We start from the raw sequence: 13,277 nt of genomic DNA on the forward strand, positions 1-13,277 counted from the left end.
TTTATGAAAATACGTAACTGGATAGTAAGCGTCCTGGCAATTCTCTTCGTCTTTGGGTGTGGAGGAGGGGATGACTCAGGTTCTGACTCGTCTACACCGCCTGTGAGCGTCACTCAAGATGATGAGGAGCAAGCTGAAAACGGTGAGCAGCAAACCGGGGATGAAGACCAAGCACAGGATGAGGATGTCGCTCCAACCGGGATAACTGCAAACTTGGTGGTGCCTGAAGACTTTGACTTCAAATCCGAAAGAGAGGTGAAAGTTGAGTTGTCTGTCGCTAATAGTCAGTACACACGGGGGTTTTTATCGGTTTATACTGATATCGTCGATGGTGAAGTAGATTACAACTCTCAAGTAATCAGAGCCCCGGTAACCAGCGGTAAGCCCTATGAGGGGGTGTTGATGTTACCTAACCATAAACAGGCTATCTGGGTTGAAGTTTGGTATCCAGAAGACATTGGCGCAGTAATAAAGCAACAAGTTGATGTTATTGATGGTGTAGCTAGTGCTCAGCTGTGATATCAATGTAAAGAGAGGCCGAGCGATTTATGCTCGGCCCTTTTTTATTTGGCGTTAAAAATAAACTTCTCAATGGCTTTTGCCACACCATGATCATCGTTGCTTTCGGTAATGTAATCTGCGATCCGTTTGGTTTCTTCCATCGCATTTGCCATGGCAATACCAAGGCCTGCGTACTCAAGCATGTGGTGATCGTTTTCTGCATCGCCCATACAAATCACTTCCTCAGCTTTGATGCCCAAATATTCAGCGATCGCCGAAACACCAATGCCCTTGTTGCTTGACGGGTTTAAAAACTCTAAGAAGAAAGGTGCGCTTTGCACTACCGTAAACTCTGCTTTTAATTCCGCAGGTAACGCCGCGATAACTTCAGTCAGTTTACTTGGCTCTGCAACCATCATCGCTTTAATGATCCCGTGGTCATCTTCTAGAGCGTCGAAGTTCATTACGGTAACTTCAAGACCATTGATTTTTGCTTCGATGTCTGTGTAAGGGTTGTTTTCTTCCGTGATTAGGCCATGCACTTTGCTGAAGGCGTGGACATACGCGCCGAGTTCTCGTGCCTTACGTGCTATTTTTTTTGCTGCCTTTCCATCGATAATTTGTTCATGGATGATGTCGCCAGTGCCAATGTTTTTGACCATAGAGCCGTTGTAGTAAAGAACAAAGTCTTTGTCTGAATCGATGTTCAAATCATCTAGTTTATTTTGCATTCCTTCAAGAGGGCGGCCTGAGGCGAGCACGACAGTCACGCCAGCCTCTCTTGCTTTAGCAATCGCTTGTTTGTTTTCTTCAGAGATTACTTTGTCACTGTTTAACAGTGTACCGTCCATGTCTAGGGCGATCAGTTTGTACATCTTTACTTACCTTAAAAATTGGGAACCTGCTTATGAAACTATAAATCGCCCTATTTTAACAAATTATTTTGGGTTTGAATTGACCTGAGTGCGCCTCTCCTTTAAGGTCTTCGCCTCGAAGTATAATGAGTGAGTGAGTTCTACGTTGTATAAGCTAAATGAGATGTTTGAGACCATCCAAGGGGAAGGGGTTTTCACTGGCGTGCCAGCGGTTTTCGTGCGTTTGCAAGAGTGTCCGGTTGGATGTTCTTGGTGCGATACTAAACAGACTTGGTATGCTAAAGAAGAAGACCAGCGCCAGATCGGCGATATCTTGGTGAAAACCGAGGACTCTCCAACGTGGTGCTTCGCATCTGCACAAGACATCGTAGTGGAATACAAAAAGCAGGGCTTTAACGCAAAGCACATTGTGATCACTGGTGGTGAACCATGCATTTATGATTTGCGTGAGTTGACGGCTGCATTTGAAGAAATGGATTGCCAATGCCAAATCGAAACCAGTGGTACTTCAGAAGTGGTGGCTTCAGAAAGCACATGGGTGACAGTGTCACCAAAGGTGGCAATGAAAGGCAAGTTACCAATACTGAAGAGTGCACTAGGTCGGGCAAACGAGATTAAGCATCCTGTTGGTACCCAAAAAGACATTGATCAACTTGATGTACTATTGGCGTCAGCGGAGGTTGGGGAGAGCACGGTCATCGCGCTTCAACCGATAAGTCAAAAGCCGCGTGCTACCCAACTTTGTATTGATACCTGTATCGCTCGCAACTGGCGTTTGTCGGTCCAAACTCACAAATACTTAAGTATTGCTTAAGCTCGGAGAGAAAGATGAAAAAAGCTGTGGTTGTTTTTAGTGGTGGACAAGACTCTACAACATGCCTTGTTCAAGCGTTAAAAGAGTTCGATGAAGTACATGCGATTACATTTGACTACGGTCAGCGTCATAAGCTTGAGATTGAAGTCGCGGAGAAAGTAGCGCAAGATCTTGGTGTTACTGCGCACAAAGTCATGGATGTCGGTCTACTGAATGAGCTCGCCATCAGCTCTTTAACTCGTGATGATATTCCTGTGTCACATGATCTTCAGGAAAACGGTTTACCGAACTCCTTCGTTCCCGGCCGCAACATCTTGTTCCTCACCCTTGCTGGTATCTATGCGTACCAAATTGGTGCGGAAACAGTAATAACAGGCGTTTGTGAAACAGACTTTAGTGGTTACCCAGATTGCCGTGATGATTTCGTTAAAGCGATGAACAGCGCGTTGGTTAAAGGCATGGATCGTCAGTTCGAAATCAAGACTCCACTGATGTGGTTGAACAAAGCGGAAACGTGGGCATTAGCTGATCAATACGATGCGTTGCAACTTGTACGTGAAAATACGCTAACCTGTTACAACGGTATCATCGGGGATGGCTGTGGAGACTGCCCATCTTGCGATCTGCGCAAAGCGGGCTTAGATGATTACTTGAGTAACAAAGACGCGGTTATGCAGTCGTTGATTCGAAAGCAGAAAGCGGAAGAACAATAGGTTCGTTGTAAGCATCAACCAAGGCGTTATGCCCATTCTTTTTCGATTGGGACAAAGCTTGGTCTAATATCGAATACAGTCTATCAAAGCTACTCAAAGGTTTTGATGTGGAAAGGTAGGCCAAGCTTGCAGTCACATAAAGAGATTCGTTTTGTTTACTCACAAACTGCTTTTCCAAGATGGATTTTTGTAAACTTTGAATTCGGAATGGAACATCAATCTCATCAACATTCTTAAGCAGTAAGATAAACTCTTCTCCCCCTAATCGCCCTATGTACTCGCCTTTATTCAGTTTTGCTTGGACGGCCTGGCATACGTGTTTCAGAACCAGGTCTCCAGTTGGATGGCCGTATTTATCATTAATTGATTTAAAGCGATCCATGTCTATCAGCACTAACACATAGCGCATGTTTTCAGGGGCACTGATAGTTTGAGAGCTAATTTTATCGATAATAGCACTGCGGTTTAATGAACCTGTTAATCGGTCCAATCGAGATTTGATTTTTATTTTACGCAGCACAAATAACACGACGAGTAATGCAGTCAGTAAGCAAAAAATAATAAAACTGTACACACGCTTCTGTTCACCAAGCTTCTCAATTTCGAGTAATTTTAGATTCCTCTCATTATCGAGCTTCATAAGTTGCAGTTCATATTCATACTCGTTTTTGGTCAAATCCAAAGCTTCAATAGCTTTGACGTTATTAGTGTCGCGGCTCGCCAATTCTAATCTTGCATACTCTTGATAGTGGGAAAGGGCAACGGAGTCGTCACCTTGCTTTTGATGTACCTGAGATAACAGTAACTGAGCTTCTGCCTGAAGCGCTATCGTGGTATTTTTGTTTGCAAGTTCTAACGCAATTTCACCATGTTGAAGTGCTTTATCTAAAACATGGTGTTTTAAGTAAGCAAAGCCTGCGGCAAGGTGACTTTCGGTTTGTAACCTGTCGTTATTACTTTTTTTACCATACTCAAGCGCCTTCTGAATGTGTGGAATAGCACGTTCCAAATCACCAGAATTAACATAAGCAGACCCTAAGCCAAGATAGGTAAGTCCTTTTCCGTATGGGTAATCCATCTTAGCAAGTAAAGTTAGTGTATTTTTGTAATGGTTGACTGCTTTTTCATAGTCTTTAGACCGATTGTACATGGACGCTAAGCTGTGTTCTACCTGTGCCACTTCTATGGGCGATGAATCTATTTGCCGAGCGAGAAGAGCTTGAATCAAGTATTGCTCTGACTGTTCGTATTGTCCTAATTCGCTGAGTAAATTTCCTACGTCATTGTATACCGCTGTAGGGTCGCTTTGAGGGGGGATTTCAGTGAGTAAACGGCGGTACAAATTCAACGCGGTCTCATAGTCGCCGCGAAAATCAAAATTATTTGCGATTATCCGTAATGCGAGGTCAGTTGGAATGCTCTCTTTATGGTGATGAGTAAGGTGTTGGTTTAATGAAGAGCAAAAAAAGTTGGCCTTGTGGTACCTCCCTTGCTGGTTCAGCGTGTAGCACAGTTGATAATTCATCAGTGCCTTCGTCTCTTCGTCCGAACGTTCTTTTGCGCTTTTTAAAAGGGAAGTAAAGATATTTTCTGAGGCGTCGTAGTTCCCTTGCCTTCTTTCAGTTAGAGCAAGAAGGTATTTGGATTCTAGCTTGGCAAAATGATCCTCTAAGTTTTGACTGCTGCCGTAATAGGGTTGGTCTATGTTTGACATATAGTCATAGATCAAGCCGCTAACGTACAGTTTTTCACTCTCAGAATCTGCGGTATGGTATCGATCCTGGAGCATATTAAGTGCGGATGTTGAATTTTTTTTCATCGTCGCTTGGTAGACGGCATGCCACTGCGTGATGTTTTGTGTGTCACTCGCGTTTACTTGGCTGCCTAGAGATAGGGACGCAAGCAAGGAAAGCAGCGTACGCATAGAGATGTAACCTTATGTTATTTTTATATTCTTTTCCCAGAATGATATACCAAATGAGAGGAGGGCATTGTGACAAAAACCGAAGGATACAGAGATTGGAATGAAGAAAAGTATGCGCTCAGTCGAGCTTCACATAGAAACGATAAGTAACAAATAAAGACCTCAGCGCGTTGCTGAGGCCACAGAAAATTAATCTAAATACAGTTTAGCTAGGTCTTGAGGTTCAAGCTCTTTGCCTTCCAACTGCGCGTTCCAGTTTGTACCAATAAGAACGCCATCTTCTGCAAGAGTTAAAAGCCAATCTTCAACAAAGATATCGAGAGGGATTTCTAGTACTTCGAAATCTGCCCATTCTTCAACGTTATGCGCTTGTGCGTCTTCTTTTGCTGACCAGAAAGGCATGACTTCGCTACTTTCGAACTCAGTTGAGTCGCAAGATAGCCAACCATCTTCTTTATTGCGTAGACCCCAAACCAGTTGGTTCTCTTTCGTTTCAGCGACGAAAAGGTCAAGGTTTGCTTGGATATCTGTTGTAAGTTTGCTCATTTCAAAACTCTCATTGTTATGACGTGGCTAGGTTAACACTAAAGCGCCGATTCCTAAAGCATAATACGGACTATAGAGAGTGAAAAAAGAAAAGGAGCCGAAGCCCCTTAAATTAACTTTGAGGTAGGGTAGTGAATATCGTCCATTCTTTTTTTATTTCACCCTTGTAACCAATCACTGAAGCGGTAACTCGTCGGTTGAGAGCATGGCTTACTTCGTCTGTACCTTGTTGCTCAAGGTGCGTATCACCAAGGCCGACAATACGGACTCTTGCAGGATCGATACCATACCCAAGTAGAGCGGTACGGACGTTGCTTGCTCTGCGCTTTGATAAGTCTAAGTTGTGCTCTGAACCACCTACTTTGCTTGCATAGCCTCTTAATTCGATGGATGTGCTGGGATATTCATTTAAAAATTCAGACAGCTCGCCAATTTGGCGACGATACACAGTATCAACGTCGTCCGAATCATTCGAGAAAAGTATGCGTACTTCCATTCGTTCAGAAGATTTTATGTACTCTTCACAGCCATCGTTATTGATCTCAGAGAACTCAGGTGTGGCGGGACACAGATCTCGGGCGTTGATTACCCCGTCATTATCATCATCTTGAAGGTCTGCCACTTGCTCGGCTTTAGGTGTTTCTGCGTAATCGTATTCATCTTCAGCTAATGCATGCTGAGTCGTCAAAATAGTGCCTAATACGAACAGTATTTTCGTTGCTTTCATAGTCTAGTACTCCACCTTCTGGTTCCACTCGTTTGGAACATCAACACGCAAAGCGTTGAGTAGTTGTCCTGTCGCATTCATGACTCGATACTTAGCGTATTGTTCGGCGTATTTTGTATCTAAATAATCTTTACGAGCTTCGAACAGTTCGTTTTCGGTGTTTAACAAATCGAGTAGGGTACGTTTGCCGATGCGATATTGCTTTTCGTAGGCGATGACCGTTTTAGATGCAGAATCGACGTGAGCGGATAAAAATTGCTTCTGTTTTTGAGTCAGTTCCAAAGCACTCCAAGAGAGTTTTAAACCTTCTTCAACATTGCGGTAAGCACGCTCGCGCAGATCTTTTGCTTTATTTAACTGATAGGCAAAGCTCTCTGTGTTGGCAACGTCACTCCCCCCATTGAATAGGTTGTAGCGCATACGAAGCATGGCGGTGGTTTCATCACCTCTACCTTCAATGCCTCCAGCATCATCGCGCCATGTTTGCGCTGCCTCAACAGAAAGTGTCGGAAAGTATGTACCTTTCGATTGCTTATATTGGAACTTTGCAGAGTCTACGTCAGCCATTGAAATTTGAATGACTGGGTGAGTAAGAAATGCCAAGCTAATCGCATCATCTATTGAGTAAGGGATGAAGTTTTGATCGGCATGAGGAAATATCAAGTCTTGAGGCGTTTGACCAACGATGCGGGTGAACATAGTGTGGCTATCGAACAAGTTGTTCTGTGCGGCAGCTAGGTTGCCATTTGCTTTCGCTAGGCGAGCCTCGACTTGTGTAAGGTCAGCGGTCGATCCAATACCCGAATCAACGCGCTTTTTGATATCTTGATAAATCTTTTCATGTACTTCCAGATTGCTCTCCGATAGCGTTAGGATTTCGTATGCTTTTACCGCATCTAAGTATACTTTAGAAACTTCAAGTGCGGTGTTTTGAGCGTCTGCAAGTAACTGAAATCGTAAGGATTCAGCGTCCGCTGCTGTTCTATCGATGTCATTGAGCGTTGCAGAACCATCCCAAATCAGCTGTGTGAGTGTGATGGTTGCTTCTTTTCGAGTGAGCTCCGTTGGCTCTCTTCCGGATTCTGCTGGGTCAATAGCTTCGTATCCAATACTGGCATCAAGATCGACCGAGGGGAGATAAGCGCCGCTCGAGGCTTCGTTCACATACTGCTTACTTACGAATTCATTAAACGCACTTTTAATGTCGGGGTTTGTCTTAAGTGCATTCTCAACGGCTTGCTCCAAAGTTTGTCCAAAAACAGGGCTAGTCGCGATTACACTTAAGTAAAAGGCGTTGGCACGAGTCCACTTCACTGTGATTCTCCTAATTCAATAATGTCAGAGAGGAGAGATTATTCTTATGAATTGAAAATCCTCTTTAGGCGTCAATAATTTAACGCACATTGACATGAAGAATCAATAACACATCCCGTTTCGAAATGATCGATGTGAAATGGATATGATTTTTTATCTACTATTACTGGTATTAGGTAACGTAGTGAAAATCGTCCATTCCTTCTCTATTTCTCCCTTGTAGCCGATTACAGAAGCGGTAACACGGCGGTTAAGAGCTTGGCTGGTTTCGTCTGTTCCTTGAGACGCAGGGTTATTCTCCCCGAATCCAACAATTTCTAGGCGCTCTGGAGCAATACCGTTATTGACCAATTCCTGCCTCACACTTTCCGCTCGTCGCTTTGAAAGGGCGAGATTATATTCATTTGTGCCAGTGATACTTGTATAACCTTTTAACTCAATTGATGTCGTTGGGTACTCTTTTAGGAAATCGGAAAGTTCACTGATCTGGCCGGCAAAAACTGGATCAATCCTTGAGGAGTCGTTAGCAAATAAGATTCGAATTTGCATCTGCTGTGAAGACTCAGAGTATTTACCGCAACCATCATTATCGATCTCTGAACCCACAGGCGTTTCTGGACAGAGATCTCGCGCATTGATGACACCATCGTTGTCATCATCGATCAAATCAGCAATTTGATTTGCATTTGGTGTTTCCATGTATTCATATTCATCGCCCGTTGCTCTGTTCGAATGAGAAACGCTGCATGCTGAAATCAAGCCACCCATGAACAAAATAGGTATTATCTTCATATTAATACTCCACCTTTTCTAACCATTCTTGCGGGGTGTCGATGCGCAATGCATTAAGAAGCTGGCCAGTTGCGTTCAACACGCGGTATTTGCCATACTGTTCAGCATACTTCGTATCTAAATAATCTTTACGAGCTTCAAATAGTTCGTTTTCTGTATTGAGTAAATCTAATAATGTTCGCTTACCGATACGGTATTGCTTTTCGTAAGCAATAACCGTTTTTGATGCGGAATCAACATGTTTTGATAAGAATTCTTTTTGTCGTAAAGTTAAGTCCAACGCACTCCAAGACAGCCTCAAGCCTTCCTCTACATTTTGATAAGCCCCTTCACGCAGATCTTTCGCTTTATTAAGCTGATAGGCGAAGTTTTGAGAGTTGGCTGCATCACTGCCACCGTTGTATAAATTGTAACGGAGTCTGAGCATGGCGAGTGTTTCGTCGCTTCGGCCCTTCAAACCATCGGCATCGTCGCGCCAGGTTTGTGAAGCTTCGATTGAGAGTGTCGGGTAGTTTACCCCTTTTGATTGTTTATATTGGAACTTTGCAGAGTCTACATCCGCAAGCGCAACCTGAATGACAGGGTGCACCTCGAAGGCTAGATTAATAGCGTCGTCAATTGTGTATGGAAGAAAGTTCTCATCTGCTCTCGGGAATATCAATCCCTGTGGTGTTTGTCCAACCAGCCGCGTGAACATGGTGTGAGTATCGGATAGATTATTTTGTGCAGCCGCTAGGTTACTTTGTGCTTTTGCTAGACGAGCTTCTACTTGCGTTAGGTCTGCGGTTGAGCCTATTCCTGAATTCACTCGTTTTTTAATGTCCGCATAAATCTTCTCATGAACGGCTAGATTGTTTTCTGAGAGGGTCAGAACCTCATATGCCTTGATAGCGTCTAAGTAGACGTTTGATACCTCAAGTGCAGTATCTGATGCATCTGCCAAGAGTTGAAACCTCACAGATTCTGCGTCCGCCGCTGTTCTATCTATATCGTTTAGCGTAGCACTACCATCCCAAATTAATTGGCTCAAGGTAACTGACGCTTCTTTTCTGGTGTAATCCGTATCTTCTCTGCCGCCTTCGTCTGATGGGTTAAGTCCTTCGTAGCCAATTCCAGCATCGAGATCGAGCGAAGGCAGGTATGCACCAGAGGCCGCTCTGTTCATATATTTTCGGCTGTTGAATTCGTTGAATGCACTTTTTATGTCAGGGTTATTTTTTAAGGTGAGTGCGACCGCTTGCTCTAAAGTTTGACCGAAAACGGACGGAGATAACATCACACTACAGCAACAAGCGACTTTTAGTCGATTCCATTTCACGGTGGCTCTCCTAGAAAATTAATAATGTTATTTATCGTTGCCTTGTTCGCTAGATGAAGCAAAACAAACAGCATCGGTTTGTCGATTGAAGCGCCAAGCTGTTGCACACTCTGTCTTTTATGGATAAAAACTCAGTGAGGACTGCCTTATTAAACTTTAGTACATTTGCGTGCAATTGCATATGTGGTGGGAGCTTCATTTCAAAAGAAAAGAACATGCTCTAAAAGTATAGAACCCATTGGTGTATTTTCACATTTGACTAAAATGAAGTTTGGCTTCTGAGTTCCAGCATACCGGGGAGGAGGGTGATATGTAGTTGGGTGAGATGTAGTACGATGGATGCCGATTACAGATTTAAATTGGTAATGCCTTAACTTTGTAAACACTTTGAAGTGCTTCAGCGGAGGATATTGCCAACAATCCGACTAACAAATTAGAACAAAGAAAGCATGGAAACGGAGCAAAAAACCGCTTCCACGCATTGACTTTAATCTGTAATTAAAGAACTTTACAAGCAAAACCTTTAAGGTAGAAACCTTCAGGGTATGCGGTATCAGTCGGGTGATCGGCTGCTTGCTCAAAACGCTCTATAAATTTAACTTGGCGGTTTGCATCGACTGCTGCATCGGCGATGATTTTTTGGAACAGAACTTGATCCATTAAGCCTGAGCAAGAGTAAGTTAGTAGCGTCCCACCAGGGGTTAGAATTTGCATCGCCAGCATGTTGATGTCTTTGTAGCCACGACATGCGCCGTTTAACTGCGCTTTGCTTTCCGCAAATTTCGGTGGATCCATGATCACCACGTCGAACTTGGTGCCTTGGTCACGGTACTCGCGTAAAAGTTTAAACACATCTGCATTTAGGAATACTGCACGCTTCTTTGAAATATCGAATTCGTTCAGTTCCGCGTTAAATTTGGCTGTATCCAGAGCAGGTTGCGATACGTCAGCGTTGATAACACGCTTCGCACCACCTTTTAGTGCATAAAGACCAAAGCCACCGGTATAAGAGAAACAGTTCAAAACTGTTTTGTCTTTTACGTATTTCATCGCTTGCTGGCGGCTATCACGCTGGTCTAGGTAGAAACCTGTTTTATGACCACTAACAATGTCCACGCTGATTTTCACGCCGTTTTCTTCGATGACGACTGACTTTGGTGGCTCTTCACCATGCAATACGCCTGTGGTTTCTTCTAGGCCTTCTTTTTTGCGTACCGAAACATCAGAGCGTTCGTAAACGTTACAATCGGGAAAGCATTCAACCAGAGCTTCTACAATCGCTTGTTTGTTGTATTCTGCGCCCGCACTTAAAAGTTGGCATACAAAGAAATTCTTGTAACGGTCGATCGTTACGCCAGGCATACCATCAGACTCCGCCGCGACAAGGCGGTAACCCGTGAGGCCATCACGTTCGATAATATCTTCACGAAGAAACTGAGCATCTTTGAAGCGTTTAACAAAGAAGGCTTTGTTGATCGCTTCCTTTTCAAAGCTCCAAATACGAGCACGAATTTGAGAAACTGGAGAATATGCAGCCTTAGCTAGCCATTTTCCGTCGTGAGTGAACACATCAACGGTTTCGCCAAGAGCTGGTTCGCCCTCAACTTTACTGATGCCTCGAGAGAAGATCCAAGGGTGCTTGCGCTTAACCGATTTCTCACGACCTTTAACCAAGTAAATAGCAGCTATCATTTCTTTAGCTCTTGTTGAGTTTTTAAAGGGGCGTATTGTCAGGGAAGTTACCTGCAAAAGCAATATCCATCGGCTATGACAGCAAAAGACTCGACTCTGTTCGCCAGCACGAGCGGCTTCTATTGCACCATCTTGCGCAAGTAAGTTTGCTCGTTCAGAGGTGGAAAGAAATTTCTTTCATAATTATTATAACCATATAAAAACCCACTATCCTTAGTGGGGTAAATAGACGCAAATAAATATATCACCCAAGTTTAGGGAGCGGTATACGGATGATTCTAAAGTGTGAGAAGTTTCTTATAGTGGGTCATGTGCAGGGGGTAGGATTTCGTTACCACACCTCACATCATGGATTGAAGTTGGGTCTAACGGGGTACGCCAAAAATCTAAATAGCGGGAGTGTTGAAGTGATTGCCTGTGGCACAGAGGAACAAATTGCTGTGTTTTCCGCTTGGCTAGAGGAAGGACCGCGGTCGGCGAGGGTAGACAGTGTTACGCAGGAGACAGTGTCTTATAAGCCTTTCCGCGGGTTCAAGATTTTATAGAATTACCATCAATAATATTTCAAGTAATTATTCCGAAAACAAAAGACCTACAAACATTTTGCAGGCTTTGGCAAGCCAGCCAGTTTGGTTGCTTGCTTGGCAGGGCCTTTTTTAAACAGTTTGAATAGGTACTTACTGTTACCTTTTTCCGGGCCATGTGCTTTTTCCATTGCTTTTACCAGCATTCTTACTGCTGGTGACGTGTTGAATTCTTCATAAAAGTCGCGAACGAAGTGAACGACTTCTAGATGTGCTTCAGTCAACTCAATGTCTTCTTCTTTTGCTAAAAGCTCAATCATGCCTTGTTCCCACTGAGTGTGGTCAAGTAGGTAACCTTGAGCATCAGTTTCAATTTCTTTGCCGTTGTAAACAAACATAGCTTTATTTCCGCTAAGTAACTTTTGATATATACAGGGTAGCGTAGAGGCTGACGTGTTCTCAACAAAAGAATCTTTTGAGTTATCTGAGCGATGTAAATATGAGCAATGAAATGGGCAATTAATAAAACGAGGAAGACGGTTTGTATAAAACAGTTTTTATTCATTAAATTGTTTATTTATGCGTTGAGTGAGAGGTTTTGCGGGGTGGGCATTTCTGTTTTTGCATGAGCATTCAATCTCTGCCCTAGAAACTTCGTTTGAAGAAAGCAGAAAAGAAAAAGGCCTGAAGGTAAACTTCAGGCCTTTGAATTTATGATAATAACGGATTAATCGTCGTTCATAATACCTAGAATGCTAAGAAGGCTAGTGAATAGGTTCAGGATGTTTAGGTACATCGAGATGGTTGCGCTCACGTAGTTTGTTTCTTCACCACGAACAATGCGGCTTGTGTCGTAAAGAATGAAACCAGAAAACACAAGTGCAGACACACTACTGATCACAAGATGAGCAAGTGTTGAACCAACAAAAATGTTGATGAGCGCCGCCACGATAACGATGATCAGGCCAGCCATCAGGAAATTGCGCATGAAAGAAAAGTCTTTCTTACTTGAAATAGTGTATGCAGATAGACCCAGAAATACCATACCTGTCAAGCCGAGAGCTTGCGCAATGATGCTCGGTCCATTAGGGATTGCCACATAGTGGTTAAGCATAGGACCAAGCGCACCACCCATAAGCGTTGTAAACACAAACGTCCATACAATGCCTGTCGATGAATTAATCGCTTTAGGCATAACGAAAAACAAAATACCGATAGCTGCTAACTGCATAACGATAGCCACGATTGATGAAATCTGCATTGCCATTGTTGCCATAGCTGCGATTGCACTTGTAACCAGCGTCATTGAAAGCAAGAAATAAGTGTTTTTCAATACTTTGTTTGTTTCAAGTGTGCTAGGGGCACTTGTAGAGCGAGAAAACATTGGACTGTTCATAATTTTCCTTAATAAGGGCTGTCTTACTTAATTATATAGACATATATGGGCCTGATAGTTCAAAAAATCAAGGCCGTCACAAGTATATCTAGGACAAAATAATAATAGAAATAGTGCGTTATGTATCTTGCAACTTGTAAC

General features: G+C 43.3%; 14 protein-coding genes. 4 read left to right on the top strand and 10 right to left on the bottom strand.

Translation table 11 applies throughout. The features are described from left to right. Positions 1 to 3 precede the first annotated feature (3 nt). Positions 4 to 519, top strand: a complete 516-nt coding sequence (locus tag AND4_RS03405) for a hypothetical protein (protein ID WP_009841508.1) — start codon at positions 4 to 6, stop codon at positions 517 to 519. Positions 520 to 563: 44 nt separating this feature from the next. Here the strand turns inward: AND4_RS03405 and AND4_RS03410 are convergent, their stop codons facing one another. Beyond that, positions 564 to 1,376 carry a Cof-type HAD-IIB family hydrolase gene (locus tag AND4_RS03410; protein WP_009841509.1) on the bottom strand — a complete coding sequence of 271 codons (813 nt, stop codon included), beginning with the start codon at positions 1,374 to 1,376 and terminating at the stop codon, positions 564 to 566. 163 nt (positions 1,377 to 1,539) lie between these two features. Between AND4_RS03410 and queE the strand changes: the two genes are divergently transcribed. Together queE and queC are read left to right on the top strand one after the other, a co-directional pair. After that, positions 1,540 to 2,190 (top strand): 7-carboxy-7-deazaguanine synthase QueE, encoded by a 651-nt coding sequence (queE, locus tag AND4_RS03415; protein ID WP_009841510.1) that lies wholly within the window; start codon positions 1,540 to 1,542, stop codon positions 2,188 to 2,190. A 14-nt stretch (positions 2,191 to 2,204) separates the two neighbouring features. After that, the gene (gene queC, locus AND4_RS03420) at positions 2,205 to 2,903 is read left to right on the top strand and encodes a 7-cyano-7-deazaguanine synthase QueC (RefSeq protein WP_009841511.1); all 699 of its coding nucleotides are present in this window, start codon (positions 2,205 to 2,207) and stop codon (positions 2,901 to 2,903) included. On the opposite strand, the gene AND4_RS03425 is transcribed toward queC, so the two are convergent. From AND4_RS03425 to AND4_RS03455, 7 genes are all read right to left on the bottom strand, one after another. Continuing rightward, complete coding sequence (locus AND4_RS03425; protein WP_009841512.1) at positions 2,860 to 4,827, bottom strand: diguanylate cyclase; 1,968 nt, start codon at positions 4,825 to 4,827, stop codon at positions 2,860 to 2,862. The genes queC and AND4_RS03425 overlap by 44 nt on opposite strands. A gap of 189 nt (positions 4,828 to 5,016) precedes the next feature. Next, positions 5,017 to 5,373, bottom strand: coding sequence for a DUF2750 domain-containing protein (locus AND4_RS03430; RefSeq protein ID WP_009841513.1), 357 nt, complete (start codon positions 5,371 to 5,373; stop codon positions 5,017 to 5,019). A gap of 112 nt (positions 5,374 to 5,485) precedes the next feature. Continuing rightward, entirely contained in the window at positions 5,486 to 6,100 is a 615-nt protein-coding gene (locus tag AND4_RS03435) for an OmpA family protein (protein ID WP_009841514.1), read from the bottom strand. A gap of 3 nt (positions 6,101 to 6,103) precedes the next feature. After that, positions 6,104 to 7,414 carry a TolC family outer membrane protein gene (locus AND4_RS03440; RefSeq protein WP_009841515.1) on the bottom strand — a complete coding sequence of 437 codons (1,311 nt, stop codon included), beginning with the start codon at positions 7,412 to 7,414 and terminating at the stop codon, positions 6,104 to 6,106. 153 nt (positions 7,415 to 7,567) lie between these two features. Next, positions 7,568 to 8,206, bottom strand: a complete 639-nt coding sequence (locus AND4_RS03445; protein ID WP_009841516.1) for an OmpA family protein — start codon at positions 8,204 to 8,206, stop codon at positions 7,568 to 7,570. 1 nt (position 8,207) lies between these two features. Further along, the gene (locus AND4_RS03450; RefSeq protein ID WP_009841517.1) at positions 8,208 to 9,524 is read right to left on the bottom strand and encodes a TolC family outer membrane protein; all 1,317 of its coding nucleotides are present in this window, start codon (positions 9,522 to 9,524) and stop codon (positions 8,208 to 8,210) included. 498 nt (positions 9,525 to 10,022) lie between these two features. Continuing rightward, positions 10,023 to 11,216: a class I SAM-dependent methyltransferase gene (locus AND4_RS03455; RefSeq protein WP_009841518.1), complete on the bottom strand. Its 1,194-nt coding sequence runs from the start codon at positions 11,214 to 11,216 to the stop codon at positions 10,023 to 10,025. Positions 11,217 to 11,488: 272 nt separating this feature from the next. Here AND4_RS03455 and yccX point away from each other — a divergent pair, with 272 nt between their 5' ends. After that, positions 11,489 to 11,761, top strand: a complete 273-nt coding sequence (yccX, locus tag AND4_RS03460) for an acylphosphatase (protein WP_009841519.1) — start codon at positions 11,489 to 11,491, stop codon at positions 11,759 to 11,761. 47 nt (positions 11,762 to 11,808) lie between these two features. On the opposite strand, the gene AND4_RS03465 is transcribed toward yccX, so the two are convergent. Both AND4_RS03465 and AND4_RS03470 read right to left on the bottom strand, forming a co-directional pair. Continuing rightward, complete coding sequence (locus AND4_RS03465) at positions 11,809 to 12,138, bottom strand: TusE/DsrC/DsvC family sulfur relay protein (protein WP_009841520.1); 330 nt, start codon at positions 12,136 to 12,138, stop codon at positions 11,809 to 11,811. 329 nt (positions 12,139 to 12,467) lie between these two features. After that, positions 12,468 to 13,136, bottom strand: coding sequence for a Bax inhibitor-1/YccA family protein (locus tag AND4_RS03470; protein ID WP_009841521.1), 669 nt, complete (start codon positions 13,134 to 13,136; stop codon positions 12,468 to 12,470). Positions 13,137 to 13,277: the final 141 nt, after the last annotated feature.

Origin of the sequence: Vibrio sp. AND4, assembly GCF_000171815.1 — a bacterium.
Taxonomy (GTDB): domain Bacteria; phylum Pseudomonadota; class Gammaproteobacteria; order Enterobacterales; family Vibrionaceae; genus Vibrio.

Bases quoted from the DNA above. Each gene is read 5' to 3' on its own strand.
- yccX (WP_009841519.1), top strand. From the start codon at position 11,489: ATGATTCTAAAGTGTGAGAAGTTTCTTATAGTGGGTCATGTGCAGGGG.
- AND4_RS03455 (WP_009841518.1), bottom strand. From the start codon at position 11,216: ATGATAGCTGCTATTTACTTGGTTAAAGGTCGTGAGAAATCGGTTAAG.
- queE (WP_009841510.1), top strand. From the start codon at position 1,540: ATGTTTGAGACCATCCAAGGGGAAGGGGTTTTCACTGGCGTGCCAGCG.
- AND4_RS03470 (WP_009841521.1), bottom strand. From the start codon at position 13,136: ATGAACAGTCCAATGTTTTCTCGCTCTACAAGTGCCCCTAGCACACTT.
- AND4_RS03405 (WP_009841508.1), top strand. From the start codon at position 4: ATGAAAATACGTAACTGGATAGTAAGCGTCCTGGCAATTCTCTTCGTC.
- AND4_RS03430 (WP_009841513.1), bottom strand. From the start codon at position 5,373: ATGAGCAAACTTACAACAGATATCCAAGCAAACCTTGACCTTTTCGTC.
- AND4_RS03465 (WP_009841520.1), bottom strand. From the start codon at position 12,138: ATGTTTGTTTACAACGGCAAAGAAATTGAAACTGATGCTCAAGGTTAC.
- AND4_RS03410 (WP_009841509.1), bottom strand. From the start codon at position 1,376: ATGTACAAACTGATCGCCCTAGACATGGACGGTACACTGTTAAACAGT.
- AND4_RS03425 (WP_009841512.1), bottom strand. From the start codon at position 4,827: ATGCGTACGCTGCTTTCCTTGCTTGCGTCCCTATCTCTAGGCAGCCAA.
- AND4_RS03435 (WP_009841514.1), bottom strand. From the start codon at position 6,100: ATGAAAGCAACGAAAATACTGTTCGTATTAGGCACTATTTTGACGACT.
- AND4_RS03445 (WP_009841516.1), bottom strand. From the start codon at position 8,206: ATGAAGATAATACCTATTTTGTTCATGGGTGGCTTGATTTCAGCATGC.
- queC (WP_009841511.1), top strand. From the start codon at position 2,205: ATGAAAAAAGCTGTGGTTGTTTTTAGTGGTGGACAAGACTCTACAACA.